The following is a 14,353-nucleotide window of genomic DNA, read 5'->3' on the forward strand; positions in this document are numbered from 1 at the left end:
TGTGCGGGCGTAAAGGCGAGACAGCGGCAGGCGCCGGGGGTTCGGGAGCGCGGTGCCCGGACGGGATGTCAAGGAAAGGCCGGTGGTTGGGGGCTGGCTGGTGAGATCCCGTCGAGCGCAGCGGGAGCGTCACCCCGGTGGACTCAGGGCTGGAGCGTGCTTTCGGCGCCAGTGACTGGAGGGGTTTTCAGGGACTGATCGAGCCTGAATTGCCTCGATCGACACCTGACCAGGCAAAAAAATCCAACCTCTTTAGGCGGGCCTTTTTGCTTGCAGATCAACGACCTGCCGGGATCCGATGTGGAGCGGGCGCAGATCAGTGCGTCTCGTTGCCCCTGTTCTGCGACGCCTGCGCGGTTGCGAGCGGAAGAAACAGCGTCAATGGCGTGTCTGGCAGCGGGATGAAGCCGTGGTGTCGGTAGAAGGTGGCAGCCGTGTCATCCTTGGCATCGACTATCAGGGCGTAGGCCGCAATCTCCGATCGGATTGCCCGCTCCAGCGCATCGGCCAGCAGCGCACCGTCGAATCCCTGCCCAGTGAAGGCTTCATCGACCGCCAGGCGCCCCATGCGAACGGCCGGCACGGTCGGGTAGCGGGGCAGCTTCTTGCCGATTCCAGGGGGCAGGTCGGCCAGCAGCAGGCTTGCCGACGCGAGGGTGTAGTAGCCCGCGATGCGCTGCTCACCGGTCAGCGCAACGAAACACGCCGCGACGCGGCGCCGGATGTCTTGAGTGACTTGCTCTCGCAGATACCGGTCGAGCGCAGCGGAACCGCAGCGGAATTCATCGCGCTCATGGGCGGCATCGAGCGGCGCGACGCGAAAGGGTGCCCCGCTCATTCCGCCTGCAGGAGCTTGCGACGGCGCTCAAAGGCACGGTCCAGGGCCGGCGCGGGCTGGGGCGGTGACAGCAGCGCTTGAGCAAAGCACTCCTGGTCTGCCAGCGAAAGCCGGACGACCTCAGCCTGCTCGATGGCGCGTTGGGCTGCGTCTTGTACGGCGGCAACCACGAAATCGGTCATGGTTCGCCCCTGCAACTCCGCGGCGCGCTTGAGCATCGCGTGAAGGTCGGTGCTGATTCGGGCTTCAAGCCGGGCGGTGGTGTTGGCTGCGGGCATGGCGTTGTTTCTCCTTTGGAAAATTATACGGCAGATTGCCGTACGTTTCATCTGTCGGAGCTACTCCCATCCCGTCAGCAGCCATTGTCCAACTCCCGCCGTAGGGGTGTATAGCCTGCAGGCCTTCGGGCTGCACAAGGCCCCTACCGAGGCCTACCACGCCCTGACCAAGAAGCGGCGCACCATCAAGGGCGTCGAGCCGACACCGATGCGGCGGATTCAGGAAGCCTTCCTGACCGACTGCTACGCGGGTGGGCGCAACGAATCCTTCTTCATCGGTCCGAGCCCGGTGGGCGTCTGGCGCGACTACGACCTGGCCGGGGCCTACTCGACCGGCCTCGTGGACATGCCGCTGATCGACTTCGAGAACCCGCGGCCGAGCCTCGACGTCGAGGATTGCCTCGGCCATGTGGCCGGGTATGCCCTCATAGAATTTGCGCACCCGGACGACACCCGCTTCCCGGTGTTCGCCGTCTCCCGCGGCGGCAGGGGCACGATCTTTCTGCTACAGGGTACAGCCTACGCGACGGCGGCCGAGATCCGCTGACGCGTCCTTTACCCGTGGCGCCTGTTTCCCGGTGACACGCTGGTCGATGGCGTGCCGCGCACGCGCCTGTTCGGGCCCTCCGTGAAGGCCGCGCGAGCGCTGCGCACCGAGCAGGAAGCGCTCAAGGGCAAGGACTCGCCGGAGGCGCTGGCGGCAAAAAGCGGGCGCCGTGCAACCCGCGGATGATCGACGTGGCGAGCCGTAAGCGTCCCCACGTCAGCCTCGACACGCGGCCGTGGGCCAGCGTCGAGGAATTCGACTCGGCCAGGGCCACCCTCGATGCGTGGCGGGGCAAGCGCTGCCTGAAGACGATGACGGACTGGCGGTCGCTCGACGAGGCGATCCAGCTGGGCCTGATCCGCTCCCGGCTCCGTGCCGAGGGGAAGGCAACGCTCAACGTCCGCGAGGGCATGCCCGCCAGCGATCTGCTGCGCCGGGCCTTCCTACGAGCGTACGCCCATGAAGACCTGGGGCTGACCAGGACCTACAGCTATCCCGCGCTGGCTGACCGATCTGGGGTATCCGACTAAGGTGTCCGACTAAGGTGTCCGAGCCGCGCAGCGCCAAGTCGCAGAAGGTGGTGCTGGGCTGCGTGCAGCGTACCGAGGACGTCATGGCGCTGTTTGAGCGGTTGCAGGCGGAGTTGGGGAGGTTGCCGACAGGGGGAGGGACCGCTTAGGGTTTGAGGATTCGCCTTGGGGGGGCTCGCTCTCGTGGGCGATGTTTGTTGCGGCTTCAAGTTTTGGTGATCGGCACCTGCTGTAGGGGCAAACCGGAACGAATAGCTGCATCTTGCCCGGAATCTTCTGCAATAGAGGTGAAGGCATCCGTCTATCTCCACTAAAATATTCGTCGAACATCAACAAAAAGCGGCGAGCGTAGAAAAAGCGATGACTCCGGAGTCTCTGGCCAGAATCGAGATCGACAGTCGGCTGGAGAAGGCTGGCTGGATCGTGCAGGATCTGAAGAAGCTCGACCTGTCGGCGGGGCTTGGCATCGCAGTACGCGAGTACCCCACCGATACCGGGCCGGCGGATTACGTGTTGTTCATTGCCCGTAACGCGGTAGGCGTGATCGAAGCCAAGCGAGACAGCGCCGGCGAAAACCTGACCGCCACCGAGACCCAGACCGAGCGCTACGCCTCCGCCCGGCTCAAGTGGCGCAAGGGCGACGCGCCCTTGCGCTTTCTGTTCGAGGCCACCGGCCAGATCATCCGCTTCACCGACGGCGCCGACCCGGCCCCGAGATCCCGCGAGATCTTCCACTTCTTCAAGCCGGAAACCCTGGCCACCTGGCTGGCGCAGCCGGACACCCTGCGCGCGAGGCTTGCCGGGCAGATGCCACCGCTGCCCGAAGAGAACCTGCGCGACTGCCAGATCAGCGCCGTCACCGGGCTGGAGAGGTCGCTGGCGCGGGGCAAGCCCCGGGCTCTGGTGCATATGGCTACCGGCGCGGGCAAGACCTTTACCGCCATCACCTCGGTCTATCGCCTGCTCAAGTTCGGTGGGGCAAAGCGCATTTTGTTTCTGGTGGATACCCGAAACCTCGGCAAGCAGGCCCACCAGGAGTTCATGGCCTACACGCCGCCCGACGATGGCCGCAAGTTCACCGAGCTCTACAACGTGCAGCGCCTCGCCTCGCCCAGCATCGACCCGCATTCGCAGGTGTGCATCAGCACCATCCAGCGCATGTACTCCATCCTTAGCGGCGAACCGATCGACGAATCGGCCGAGGATGTCTCGCTCAACGAAGTCCAGCAAACCGCAAAGCAGGAAAAGCTCGTCCGCTATAACCCGGCCGTACCGGTCGAGACCTTCGACTTCATCATCATCGACGAGTGCCACCGCAGCATCTACAACCTGTGGAAGCAGGTGCTCGACTACTTCGACGCCAGCCTGATTGGCCTTACCGCCACCCCCGACAAGCGCACCTTCGGCTTCTTCAACGAGAACATCGTCGCCGAATACACCTACGAGCAATCCGTCGCCGATGGCGTCAACGTCGGCTATGACGTCTACACCATCGAAACCGAGATCACCCAGAAAGGCGCCGCGCTGAAAGCCCGCGAATGGGTGGACCACCGCGACCGCCAGACCCGCAAGCGTCGCTGGGCCCAGACCGAGGACGACACCGCCTACACCGGCAAGGAGCTCGACAAGTCGGTGGTCAACCCCAGCCAGATACGCCAGGTGATCCAGGCCATGAAGACCGCCGTCGAGACGCAGATCTTTCCGGCCCGCAAGGAGACGCCCAAGACGCTCATCTTTGCCAAGACCGACAGCCACGCCGACGACATCATCAACATCGTTCGAGAGGTGTATGACCAGGGGAATGCCTTCTGCAAGAAGGTCACCTACCGCGCCGAGGAAGACGCCGACAGCGTGCTCGCGAGCTTCCGCAACGACTACAACCCACGCATCGCCGTGACCGTGGACATGATCGCTACCGGCACCGACGTGAAGCCGCTGGAAGTGCTGCTGTTCATGCGCGACGTACGCAGCCGGGGCTACTACGAACAGATGAAAGGCCGCGGCGTTCGCAGCCTCGATGGCGACAGCCTCAAGCGCGTCAGCAACAGCGCGGACGGTGCCAAGACCCGCTTCGTGCTGATCGACGCCGTGGGCGTGGAGAAATCCCTCAAGACCGAAAGCCGGCCGCTGGAAAAGAAGCCCGGCGTGCCGCTCAAGGACCTGCTGCAAGGCGTGGCCATGGGCAGCCGGGACGACGACACCGTGCTCTCCCTTGCCAACCGGCTGGTACGCCTTGCCAAGCAGCTCGACACCAAAGCCCAGGCTCGCATCGAGCAAGCCAGCGGCGGCATTCCGGTGGGCGAACTCGGCAAGCGCCTGATCGCCGCGCTCGACCCGGACGCCGTCGTGCAGGCCGCGCTGGCCACCGCCAGGGCCGCAGGCATCACCCGCACCGAGGACACCCTGCTGCCCGAGGAGATCGAGGCCGCCCGCGCCGAACGCGTGGCCGCCGCCTGCGCGCCCTTCGACAAGCCCGAACTGCGCGACGAGATCGAGAACGCCCGCCGCGAGCGCGAGCAGCTCATCGACCACATCAACACCGATCAGGTGGTCTTCTCGGGCTTTGCCGAGCAAGCCGAGGAAGAGGCCAGGGCCGTGATCCAGGGCTTTGCCGACTACATCAAGCAGCACAAGGACGAGATCGCCGCACTGGATTTCTTCTACCAGCAGCCTTACCAGCGTCGGGCGCTGAGCTTCGAGATGATCGAAGAACTCCACGCCCACCTCGCCAGGCCGCCGCTGATGCTCACCACCGAGCGCCTGTGGAGCGCCTACGCCCGCGTGCATGCCAGCCAGGTGAAGGGCATGAACAGCAAGCGCCAGCTCACCGATCTGGTCTCGCTGCTGCGCTTTGCGCTAGGGCTGGACGGCGAACTCAAGCCCTTCGCCGACGAGGTGGATAAACGCTTCCAGGCCTGGATCTTCCGGCACAATGCGCGCCGCGCCACCGCCTTCACCCCCGAGCAGACCGAATGGCTGCGCCTGATGAAGGACCACATCGCCAGCTCCTGCGCCATCCACCGGGATGACTTCGACTACGCGGAGCTGGCGGACAAGGGCGGGCTGCAGAAAGCCTGGGGGGTGTTCGGCAAGGAGCTGGATACGTTGATGGATGAGATGAATGGGGAGTTGGTGGCGTGAGGGAATTGCCGAGTGGGTGGTGTCAGACGACATTGGATTCAGTTGTCGACGTCTTGGATTTCGAGCGCGAACCCATCAACTCATCCGAACGAGAGAGTCGCGTTAGCGGCAAATCTGAGCGCGACCTCTACCCGTATTACGGTGCAACCGGCCAAGTTGGGTTCATTGATTCTTACAGATCAGAGGGCCAGCGAGTGCTACTCGGTGAAGATGCGGCACCGTTTCTTGACCCGGTGAAAGACAAGGCCTACCTAGCGAACGGGCGCTTCTGGGTCAACAACCACGCCCATGTTCTTGCCGGAGCGGGCGGCTTAATTGACAACCGGTTTCTTTGCCACCAACTCAATGTCGTCGACTATCGCCCGTTCGTTACGGGCTCAACTCGATTGAAGCTCACGAGCGCAGCTATGCGGCAATTGCCTTTGTTCGTTGCCCCAGTCGGCGAACAAACCCGTATCGTCGCTAAACTCGAAGAACTGTTATCCGACCTCGACGCCGGCGTGGCCGAGCTCAAGGCGGCGCAGAAGAAACTCGCGCAGTACCGTCAATCCCTGCTGAAAGCCGCCGTGTCCGGCGACCTCACCGCCGAATGGCGTCAGCGGAATCGCCCCACTGAGACCGGCGCGCAGCTGCTGGAGCGCATCCTCGCCGAGCGCCGCGCCCGCTGGGAAGCCGGGCAGCTCGCGAAGTTCGAGGCGCAAGGCAAGGCTCCACAAAAGGGCTGGCAGAAGAAATACCCCGAGCCGGTGCGGCCGGATACCGCCGAGCTGCCGGAATTGCCGGAGGGGTGGGTGTGGGCGAGTGTTGAACAGTTGTCGGAGTCTGTTCGCAACGGTCTTTCAAAGACACCGAATACTGACAAGCAAGGATTTCGAATATTCAAAATTAACGCCGTACGCCCCATGTCCGTGAACTTCAGCGCCATCAAGCACATAGAGATTGATGAGCGCGAAGCCGCCGACTATTGGGTTGAGCTTGGTGATGTATTGGCCACTCGCTACAACGGCAGCATTGATCTCTTGGGTGTCTTTGGGATGATCAAAAATGTGCCGGAACCCACACTGCATCCTGACAAGCTCATCCGCATGAAGCCTGTGATGGGTGTGAAGCTGGGTGCATGGATGGAGGCATGCGGCAACGTTGGGCTCTCGCGGAAACATCTTGTAGCGCGTGTAAAAACGACCGCAGGGCAAACAGGGATTTCGGGTGAAGACCTAAAGAAAACACCGATTCCTTTGCCACCGGCAGCCGAGCAAGACATGGCACTAGAAATGTTAAGGGGGCGGATGGAGGCTATTAGCGAGCTTGAGCACCCCACGGATCTCGCCCTCCACCAATCCGCCGCCCAACGCCAGAACATCCTCCGCGCTGCCTTCGCCGGCCAGCTTGTGCCGCAGGACCCCAACGACGAACCCGCCAGCATGCTGCTCGAACGCATCCGCGACCAGCGGGGCGCACAAGCCGGTGCGAAGAAACCCCGCGGACGCAAGGCGAAAGAAACCTCCCATGCGTGACGAACAGTATTGGGCCAGCCTGGCTCACGAACTGTGTTCCCTGCCCCGCGAAACGGGCTGGCTGGAGTTCAAGCACAACAATGCGGAGCCGCAGGAGATAGGCGAGTACATCTCGGCGCTGGCCAACACCGCGGCATTGGAGGGCAAGGCCCATGCCTATCTGCTCTGGGGCGTGGATGATGCGACGCATCAGGCGATCGGCACGACTTTCGACCCTGCTTGCAAACGTATCGGCAACGAAGAACTGGAGAGCTGGCTGCTGCGTCAGCTGGCCCCGAAAATTGGCTTTCACTTTGTCCGGCTGGAACTGGATGGGTTGCCGTTGGTGCTGCTGGAGATTGATTGCGCGTACCGACACCCCGTGCAGTTCGGCGGGGCCGAGTTCATCCGCATCGGTTCCTACAAGAAGCGTCTGAAAGACTTCCAGGAAAAAGAACGTGAGCTCTGGCGCGTGCTCGATGCCACGCCCTTCGAGCGCTTGCCGGCCGTCGAAAAGCTGAGCGCGGATGAGGTGCTGAAGCGGCTGGATTACCCGGGCTACTTTGACCTGATTGACCGCCCCTTGCCTGATGGCCGGGCTGCCATTCTGGATGCCCTTGCCGCCGACCGGTTGATCGAGCCCGCTGGTGGTGGCTACTGGAATGTGATGAATCTCGGCGCAATCCTGCTGGCCAAGCAGTTGTCGGATTTCGGGCGACTTCAGCGCAAGGCCGTGCGTGTGATTGTTTACAAGGGTAAAGGCCGCGTGGAGACCTTGCGGGAGCAGACGGGCACCAAAGGCTATGCGGCTGGATTCGAGGGGCTGATCGGCTTCATCAATGGACTTCTTCCGGTCAATGAAGTGATCGGGCAAGCGCTACGCAAGGCGGTTCCGGTGTATCCGGAGCTGGCAATTCGGGAGCTGGTTGCCAATGCACTGATCCATCAGGATTTCTCCATCACTGGCAGCGGTCCCATGGTGGAGATCTTTGATGACCGGATGGAGATCACCAACCCGGGCCTGCCCCTGGTGGACACCGCCCGGATGCTGGATAGTCCGCCGCGCTCCCGCAATGAGGCACTGGCTTCGCTGATGCGGCGCATGGGCATCTGTGAAGAGCGTGGCAGCGGTGTGGACAAGGTGGTGTCCCAGGCGGAGTTTTACCAGCTGCCTGCACCGGCCTTCGAAGTGGTGGGCGACTCGACCCGCAGCACCTTGTTCGCACCTCGCAGCCTGACGCAGATGGATCAGGCGGATCGTGTCCGCGCCGTGTATCTGCACGCCTGCCTGCGATATGTGCAGCGGGAATTCATGACCAATAGCTCCCTGCGGGAACGCTTCGGCATCGATACGAAGAACAGCGCCACCGCCTCTCGCCTCATCAAGGAGGCTTTGGGTGCGGGAATGGTCCGTCTGCACGACCCCGACGCGGCACCCAAGCTTAGGCGTTACGTGCCGAGTTGGGCGTGATTTACTTGATGGGTACTTGACGGAACGCCCGGCACTTGTCGTCCGAGAAAATAAACCCATTAAAAAACAAAGCGGTGCGAAGAGAACGCTACTTGATGGGTATTTGATGCCCGCCGCAACGGAACGCTGAAGATGAACACCTCCTCCCTCATCCAGAAAGTCTGGAACTTCTGCCACACCCTGCGCGACGACGGGGTGGGCTATGGCGACTATCTGGAGCAGCTCACCTACCTGCTGTTCCTCAAGCTCGCCCATGAATACGCGCAGGAACCCTACAAGCGCGACACCCGCATCCCCGCGGGCTACGACTGGGCGAGCCTGCGCGGCAAGACCGGCGAGCCGCTGGAGGCCCACTATCTGGCGATCCTGCACAAGCTGGGCTCGGAGTCGGGCATGCTGGGTGCGATCTTCTTCAAGGCTCAGAACAAGATCCAGGACCCGGCCAAGCTCGCACGCCTGGTGCAGATGATCGATGCCGAAAACTGGATAGGGCTGGATGCCGACACCAAGGGCGACCTCTACGAGGGTCTGCTGCAGAAGAACGCGGAAGACACCAAGAGCGGCGCCGGGCAGTACTTCACGCCCCGGGCGATCATCCAGGCGATGGTGGCCTGCGTCCGCCCCCAGCCGGAAAAGACCATTGCCGACCCGGCCTGCGGCACGGGTGGGTTCTTCCTGACGGCCAACGAGTGGCTGTCGGGTTCCGGGCAATGGCTGAAGGATCACGCCGAGTGGCTGCGCCGGGACCTGCTGAAGCTCAACCCAAGGCAGGCGCGCTTCCTGCGTGACAAGACCTTCCATGGCAACGAGATCGTGCCCAACACGCGCCGCCTGTGCCTGATGAACCTGTTTCTGCACAACATCGGTGAACTGGACGGTGAACCTTCGGTGGAGCGCGCGGATGCGCTGATCGCCGAGCCGAAGATCAGGGTGGATTACGTGCTGGCAAACCCGCCCTTCGGCAAGAAGAGCAGCATGACCATCACCAACGAGGAGGGCGAGGAAGATCGCGATGCGCTCACCTATGAGCGGCAGGACTTCTGGCAGACCACGTCCAACAAGCAGCTCAACTTTCTGCAGCACATCGTGAGCATGCTCAAGGTGGATGGCAAGGCCGCGGTGGTGTTGCCCGACAACGTGCTCTTCGAAGGCGGCGCCGGCGAGAAGATCCGCCGCAAGCTGCTGGAGAACTGCGATGTGCACACCATTCTGCGGCTGCCCACCGGCATCTTCTACGCCCAGGGCGTGAAGGCCAACGTGGTGTTCTTCGACAACGCGCCAAAGGATGGGCGGGTGCATACGCAGGGTGTGTGGTTCTACGACCTGCGCACGAACAAGCACTTCACCCTCAAGACCCGCCAGTTGAGGCTCGACGACTTGAAGGATTTCGTCGTTTGCTACAACCCCGAAAACCGGCATGCGCGCAAGGAAACCGAGCGCTTCAAGTTCTTTACCTACGACGAACTGATCGCCCGCGATAAGGCGAGCCTGGACATCTTCTGGCTGAAGGATGACAGCCTGGAAAACCTGGACGACCTGCCACCTCCGGATGTGTTGCAGCAGGAGATCATCGAGCACCTGGAGGCTGCGCTGGCTGCATTTCGTGATGTGGCATCCGGGCTACCTGGCTTTACGCGGACTGACGGCGGGAAGTGAATACTGTGGTGCGCCAGCGATCGGTCTTGATGTGACCTGACCGAGCCCTACCCACCTCCGACCAGGAATCGACCAGACAGCAAAAGGCCAACCTCTTCAGGTTGGCTTTTTGCTTGCAGATCAATGACCTGCCGGAATCCGATGTGGAGCGGGCGATGGGAATCGAACCCACGGCATCAGCTTGGGAAGCTGAGGTATTACCATTATACGACGCCCGCTCGGGAGCCCGGAATTGTACGCATCGGCGCGGGCGAGGGCAACGGGGGGCGTGGTAAACTCGCGGCCATGACGACCCACACCACGACTTCCCTGCTGTCCCTCAAGATCAATGGCGAGGCCCGTTCGCTGGCGGCGCCGGCCACGGTGGCTGCGCTCCTCGACGAGATGGGGCTTACCGGCAAGCGGCTGGCGGTGGAGCGGAACGGCGAGATCGTGCCCAAGGGCCTGCACGGCAGCACCCAGCTCGCCGATGGCGATGCGCTCGAGATCGTCGTGGCGGTGGGTGGCGGTTGAGGCCGAGGGCCGCTTTCTGGCGGGCTGTCCGGCCCGCTCCTGTTGTTTCCCGATCTGATTTGATGAGGCTGGCGCTTCGATGGACGATTTGCTGACGATTGCAGGCAAGAGCTATTCCTCCCGGCTGCTGGTGGGTACCGGCAAGTACAAGGATTTCGCGCAGACCCGCGAGGCCGTGGACGCGAGCGGGGCGCAGATCGTCACCGTGGCGATCCGCCGCACCAACATCGGGCAGGACCCGAACGCCCCGAGCCTGCTCGACGCGCTGCCCCCTTCGCGCTTCACCTACCTGCCCAACACGGCGGGCTGTTACACCGCCGATGACGCGGTGCGCACCCTGCGCCTCGCCCGCGAGCTGCTGGACGACCACCGGCTGGTGAAGCTTGAAGTGCTGGGCGATCCGCACACCCTGTTCCCCAACATGCCCGAAACCCTCAAGGCCGCCCAGGTGCTGGTGAAGGAGGGCTTCGAGGTGATGGTTTACTGTTCCGACGATCCCATCCAGGCCAAGATGCTGGAAGATATCGGCTGCGTGGCGGTGATGCCGCTCGCCTCGCTGATCGGCTCCGGCATGGGCGTGCTCAACCCCTGGAACGTGCAGCTGGTGCGCGACGCCGTGAAGGTGCCGGTGCTGCTGGACGCGGGCGTGGGCACCGCGTCGGACGCCGCCATTGCCATGGAACTGGGCTGCGACGGCGTGCTGATGAACACCGCCATCGCCCTGGCGAACGATCCGGTGAAGATGGCCGGCGCCATGAAGAAGGGCGTCGAGGCGGGCCGCGAGGCTTTCCTCGCCGGCCGCATGCCCCGCAAGTACTACACCGCCAGCCCGAGCTCGCCCACCACCGGGATGATCGGCAGCTGACGCGGGAGCGCGATTGATCGACGGCGCGCTGCGGCGCGCCGTTTTCCTTGAATCAACCTGTAGGTTGGGCCTTGGCCCGACATCCGCCACCCTGTAGGTCGGACTTCAGTCCGACAGATCGCGTTGATCTCGCCGACGGATGCCGGACTGAAGTCCGACCTACAGGGATCACCACAAGTCTTGACCGCCATGAGCGACGAACAGCAAGCCATCCAGTCCGACGACGAGCCGCAGGGCGGCAGCCGTCTCACCTCCCAGTCGATCCGCAGCTTCGTGCTGCGCCAGGGCCGCATGTCGGATGCCCAGCATCGCTTCCTCGACGAGATGATGCCCAAGGTGGGCGTGCAGTACCGGCCCGAACCCATCGACCTGGCCGACGTCTTCGGCCACAAGGCGCCGCAGATCGTCGAGATCGGCTTCGGCATGGGCCAATCCACCGCAGTGATCGCCCAGGCTCGACCGGGGGATGACTTCCTCGGCATCGAGGTGCACGCGCCCGGCGTGGGCAGCCTGTGCAAGCTGATCGACGAGGGCGGCATCACCAACCTGCGCATCGTCCAGCACGACGCCGTCGAGGTGCTGCGCGACATGATCCCGGAAGGCTCGCTCGCCGGCGTGCACATCTACTTCCCCGATCCCTGGCCCAAGAAGCGCCACCACAAGCGCCGGCTGGTGCAGGGGCCCTTCGTCAAGCTGATCGCCAGCCGCCTCGCCCCCGGCGGCTACCTGCACTGCGCGACCGACTGGGAGGAGTACGCCCAGCAGATGCTCGAGGTGCTCTCGGCCGAGCCGCTCCTCGCCAACACCGCCGAGGGCTACGCGCCCAAGCCCGATTACCGCCCGCTCACCAAGTTCGAGAACCGCGGCATCAAGCTCGGCCACGGGGTGTGGGATCTGGTCTTCAAGCGGGTGTGACGATGGCCCTCAAGCGACTGCCGGCCGGTGCGTGGCTGATGGGGATTCCGGGCCTCGCCTGCCTGATCGCCGGCCTGTTGCTGCTGGCCGGCTTTGGCGAAGGGCTGCACCCGCTGCTGCAGGAGTCCGGCGCCGGGCTGGTGCTGGTTGTATCTGGCGTGGCGCTGGTGGGTAGTGCGGCGTTTCCGCTGGTGCTGGCGGAGCTTGCCGCGAAAGATGGCCAGGACGGCTGAAGCCGTCACGGCCGTTCAGTAAATCTTCGGCTCGCCCGGCGGGCGGGTCTTGAAGCGCCGGTGCACCCAGTAATACTGTGCCGGCATCGTGCGGATCTGGTCTTCGATGCAGGCGTTCATCCGGCGCACGTCGGCGTCCACGTCGGTGGTGGGGAAGTCGCTCCACGGTTCGCCCAGCTCCACCACGTAGCCCTGGCCGCCCGGCAGCATGCGGGTGATGCAGGGCATCACCACCGCGCCACCCAGCTTGGTGAGGCGCGGCAGGGCCGACAGGGTTGCCGCCGGCACGCCGAAGAACGGCACGAAGATGGATTCGTGCGGCCCGTTGTCCATGTCCGGCAGGTAGTAGAACGGCCGGATCTCCTTCATCGCCTTGATCGACGCCCGCACGCTCTCGTCCCGGCGCAGCAGCACCTGGCTGCCGAAGCGGCTGCGGCCGTGGTACAGCCAGTGGTCGATCACCGGGTCTTTCTGGCGGGCGTAGATGCTCACGCAGTCGAAGGACATCGCCATCCGCGTGCCGCCCAGATCCAGCCCCAGGAAGTGGGGCGTGAGCAGGATCACCGGCTGGCGGGCTTCCACCAGTTTCTTCAGCCGATCTTCGCCGTCGATGCGGATCAGCCTGCGCAGGCGGGCCTCGGGGGCGAACCAGGCCAGCCCGCGCTCGATCATGCTGCGCCCGGCTAGGGCGAAGTGTTCCTGGGCCAGCGCCTTGCGCTCGGCTTCGGAAAGCTCGGGAAAGCACAGCCGCAGGTTGGTGAGGGTGACCTTGCGGCGGGCCGGGATCACCCAGTAGAGCAGCTTGCCCAGGCCGCGGCCGATGGGGGCCTGGACCGACAGCGGCAGCCAGTGGATCAGCCACAGCAGGGCGACGAGGATTCGACTCATGGTTGGTTTGGAGCAGGCGTGGAGGTGGGGGCCGGCGCGCCGTCTTTCGGGCGCTTGTAGCGGTTGTAGCCCCACAGGTATTGGGCGGGATTCTCGCGGATCTGGGCTTCCATCTCGCGGTTGATGGCGGCGGCGCGGGTTTCGGTGTCGCCTTCGAGGGGCGTGAGCGGCGGGCGCAGGTGCAGGTGGAAGCCCTCGCCGCCGGGCAGGCGCTCGGCCCAGGCGAAGATCGTGGACACGCCGGCCACCTCCGACATCCGCGCGGCCAGCGTCATGGTGTAGGCCGGGCGGCCGAAGAAGGGCAGCCATGCGCCTTCGCCGGCGCCGGGCACCTGGTCGGGCAGCATGCCCACGGCTTCGCGGGCGCGCAGGGCCTTGATGAGCCGGCGCACGCCGCCCACGTCGGCCGGCGCGAGATGCATGTTGCCGCGGCTGCGCCCGGCGTTGATGACCGGCTGCAGCACGGCCTTCTTGGGCGCCCGGTAGAGCACGGTGATCGGCCGGTGGGTCGAGAAGTATTGGGCGGTGATCTCGAAACAGCCCAGGTGCGGGGTGATGAACAGGATGCCGCCGCTGCGGGCCTCGGCGGCCTCGACGTGCTCCCAGCCGCTCACCCGGACAACCTTGGCCACCAGCTCGGCCTGCGGGCGCAGCAGCATCCACGGCAGCTCCAGCGCCTGCTTGCCGGTTTCGCCCACGGCGCGGCGCCACACCCGGTCGGCGTCGGCCTTGCCCAGGGCGTGTTCGAGGTTGGCGCGCAGGCGCCGACGATAGCTGGGCGACAGGGCGTAGGTCAGCCAGCCGGCGAAAACGCCCAGTTTTTGCAGCGTGCCCAGGGGCAGGCCGGCGAGGAAGGAGAAGATCAGCGACGCCATCGGCAGTGCGGGACGGGAGTGTAGGGAATCGGCTTAATTGACGGCCGGGGGCGCAAAGTTATAATTGTGATTCCGCCGAGTTAATCCGACAACTTGCAGGGCGGAGGAGG

14 protein-coding genes and 1 tRNA gene are annotated in these 14,353 nt (G+C 64.2%); 10 read left to right on the forward strand and 5 right to left on the reverse strand.

The genetic code is table 11. The features are described from left to right. Nucleotides 1-316 precede the first annotated feature (316 nt). Both Q0672_RS10410 and Q0672_RS10415 read right to left on the reverse strand, forming a co-directional pair. On the reverse strand, nucleotides 317-838 hold the full coding sequence (locus tag Q0672_RS10410) for a GNAT family N-acetyltransferase (RefSeq protein ID WP_298621984.1): 522 nt from the start codon (nucleotides 836-838) through the stop codon (nucleotides 317-319). Further along, nucleotides 835-1,116, reverse strand: coding sequence for a DUF1778 domain-containing protein (locus tag Q0672_RS10415; protein WP_298621985.1), 282 nt, complete (start codon nucleotides 1,114-1,116; stop codon nucleotides 835-837). Before Q0672_RS10415 ends, Q0672_RS10410 begins: the two co-directional genes overlap by 4 nt. A gap of 106 nt (nucleotides 1,117-1,222) precedes the next feature. Between Q0672_RS10415 and Q0672_RS10420 the strand changes: the two genes are divergently transcribed. From Q0672_RS10420 to Q0672_RS10445, 6 genes are all read left to right on the forward strand, one after another. Further along, nucleotides 1,223-1,663 (forward strand): hypothetical protein, encoded by a 441-nt coding sequence (locus tag Q0672_RS10420; RefSeq protein ID WP_298621986.1) that lies wholly within the window; start codon nucleotides 1,223-1,225, stop codon nucleotides 1,661-1,663. A gap of 182 nt (nucleotides 1,664-1,845) precedes the next feature. Continuing rightward, nucleotides 1,846-2,193 (forward strand): hypothetical protein, encoded by a 348-nt coding sequence (locus Q0672_RS10425; protein WP_298621987.1) that lies wholly within the window; start codon nucleotides 1,846-1,848, stop codon nucleotides 2,191-2,193. Nucleotides 2,194-2,553: 360 nt separating this feature from the next. Next, nucleotides 2,554-5,334, forward strand: a complete 2,781-nt coding sequence (locus Q0672_RS10430) for a type I restriction-modification enzyme R subunit C-terminal domain-containing protein (RefSeq protein ID WP_298621988.1) — start codon at nucleotides 2,554-2,556, stop codon at nucleotides 5,332-5,334. Next, the gene (locus Q0672_RS10435; protein WP_298621989.1) at nucleotides 5,331-6,848 is read left to right on the forward strand and encodes a restriction endonuclease subunit S; all 1,518 of its coding nucleotides are present in this window, start codon (nucleotides 5,331-5,333) and stop codon (nucleotides 6,846-6,848) included. Before Q0672_RS10430 ends, Q0672_RS10435 begins: the two co-directional genes overlap by 4 nt. Beyond that, entirely contained in the window at nucleotides 6,841-8,298 is a 1,458-nt protein-coding gene (locus Q0672_RS10440) for an ATP-binding protein (protein WP_153161863.1), read from the forward strand. Before Q0672_RS10435 ends, Q0672_RS10440 begins: the two co-directional genes overlap by 8 nt. A gap of 132 nt (nucleotides 8,299-8,430) precedes the next feature. Beyond that, nucleotides 8,431-9,954: a class I SAM-dependent DNA methyltransferase gene (locus Q0672_RS10445; RefSeq protein ID WP_298621992.1), complete on the forward strand. Its 1,524-nt coding sequence runs from the start codon at nucleotides 8,431-8,433 to the stop codon at nucleotides 9,952-9,954. A 144-nt stretch (nucleotides 9,955-10,098) separates the two neighbouring features. Here the strand turns inward: Q0672_RS10445 and Q0672_RS10450 are convergent. Continuing rightward, a tRNA-Gly gene (locus Q0672_RS10450) sits at nucleotides 10,099-10,172 on the reverse strand. 91 nt (nucleotides 10,173-10,263) lie between these two features. On the opposite strand from Q0672_RS10450, the gene thiS reads away from it, so the two are divergent. The 4 genes from thiS (at nucleotide 10,264) to Q0672_RS10470 (ending at nucleotide 12,480) form a co-directional block, all read left to right on the forward strand. After that, nucleotides 10,264-10,467, forward strand: a complete 204-nt coding sequence (thiS, locus tag Q0672_RS10455) for a sulfur carrier protein ThiS (RefSeq protein ID WP_153163404.1) — start codon at nucleotides 10,264-10,266, stop codon at nucleotides 10,465-10,467. A gap of 79 nt (nucleotides 10,468-10,546) precedes the next feature. After that, a complete protein-coding gene (locus Q0672_RS10460) occupies nucleotides 10,547-11,332 on the forward strand; it encodes a thiazole synthase (protein WP_298621994.1) in 786 nt (261 codons plus the stop codon). A 189-nt stretch (nucleotides 11,333-11,521) separates the two neighbouring features. Then, a complete protein-coding gene (gene trmB / locus Q0672_RS10465) occupies nucleotides 11,522-12,247 on the forward strand; it encodes a tRNA (guanosine(46)-N7)-methyltransferase TrmB (RefSeq protein WP_298621996.1) in 726 nt (241 codons plus the stop codon). Between the two features lie 2 nt (nucleotides 12,248-12,249). Then, on the forward strand, nucleotides 12,250-12,480 hold the full coding sequence (locus Q0672_RS10470) for a hypothetical protein (RefSeq protein WP_153163397.1): 231 nt from the start codon (nucleotides 12,250-12,252) through the stop codon (nucleotides 12,478-12,480). Nucleotides 12,481-12,495: 15 nt separating this feature from the next. On the opposite strand, the gene Q0672_RS10475 is transcribed toward Q0672_RS10470, so the two are convergent. Together Q0672_RS10475 and Q0672_RS10480 are read right to left on the reverse strand one after the other, a co-directional pair. Further along, on the reverse strand, nucleotides 12,496-13,368 hold the full coding sequence (locus Q0672_RS10475) for a lipid A biosynthesis acyltransferase (RefSeq protein WP_298621999.1): 873 nt from the start codon (nucleotides 13,366-13,368) through the stop codon (nucleotides 12,496-12,498). Then, nucleotides 13,365-14,243 carry a lysophospholipid acyltransferase family protein gene (locus tag Q0672_RS10480; RefSeq protein ID WP_298622001.1) on the reverse strand — a complete coding sequence of 293 codons (879 nt, stop codon included), beginning with the start codon at nucleotides 14,241-14,243 and terminating at the stop codon, nucleotides 13,365-13,367. Before Q0672_RS10480 ends, Q0672_RS10475 begins: the two co-directional genes overlap by 4 nt. Nucleotides 14,244-14,353: the final 110 nt, after the last annotated feature.

It is taken from the genome of uncultured Zoogloea sp., from assembly GCF_937894855.1.
In the GTDB taxonomy this organism is placed as follows: domain Bacteria; phylum Pseudomonadota; class Gammaproteobacteria; order Burkholderiales; family Rhodocyclaceae; genus Zoogloea; species Zoogloea oryzae.

Coding starts and splice junctions, on each gene's coding strand:
- Q0672_RS10410 (WP_298621984.1), bottom strand. CDS start 838: ATGAGCGGGGCACCCTTTCGCGTCGCGCCGCTCGATGCCGCCCATGAG.
- Q0672_RS10475 (WP_298621999.1), bottom strand. CDS start 13,368: ATGAGTCGAATCCTCGTCGCCCTGCTGTGGCTGATCCACTGGCTGCCG.
- Q0672_RS10430 (WP_298621988.1), top strand. CDS start 2,554: ATGACTCCGGAGTCTCTGGCCAGAATCGAGATCGACAGTCGGCTGGAG.
- Q0672_RS10470 (WP_153163397.1), top strand. CDS start 12,250: ATGGCCCTCAAGCGACTGCCGGCCGGTGCGTGGCTGATGGGGATTCCG.
- Q0672_RS10460 (WP_298621994.1), top strand. CDS start 10,547: ATGGACGATTTGCTGACGATTGCAGGCAAGAGCTATTCCTCCCGGCTG.
- Q0672_RS10480 (WP_298622001.1), bottom strand. CDS start 14,243: ATGGCGTCGCTGATCTTCTCCTTCCTCGCCGGCCTGCCCCTGGGCACG.
- Q0672_RS10440 (WP_153161863.1), top strand. CDS start 6,841: ATGCGTGACGAACAGTATTGGGCCAGCCTGGCTCACGAACTGTGTTCC.
- Q0672_RS10445 (WP_298621992.1), top strand. CDS start 8,431: ATGAACACCTCCTCCCTCATCCAGAAAGTCTGGAACTTCTGCCACACC.
- Q0672_RS10425 (WP_298621987.1), top strand. CDS start 1,846: ATGATCGACGTGGCGAGCCGTAAGCGTCCCCACGTCAGCCTCGACACG.
- trmB (WP_298621996.1), top strand. CDS start 11,522: ATGAGCGACGAACAGCAAGCCATCCAGTCCGACGACGAGCCGCAGGGC.
- Q0672_RS10415 (WP_298621985.1), bottom strand. CDS start 1,116: ATGCCCGCAGCCAACACCACCGCCCGGCTTGAAGCCCGAATCAGCACC.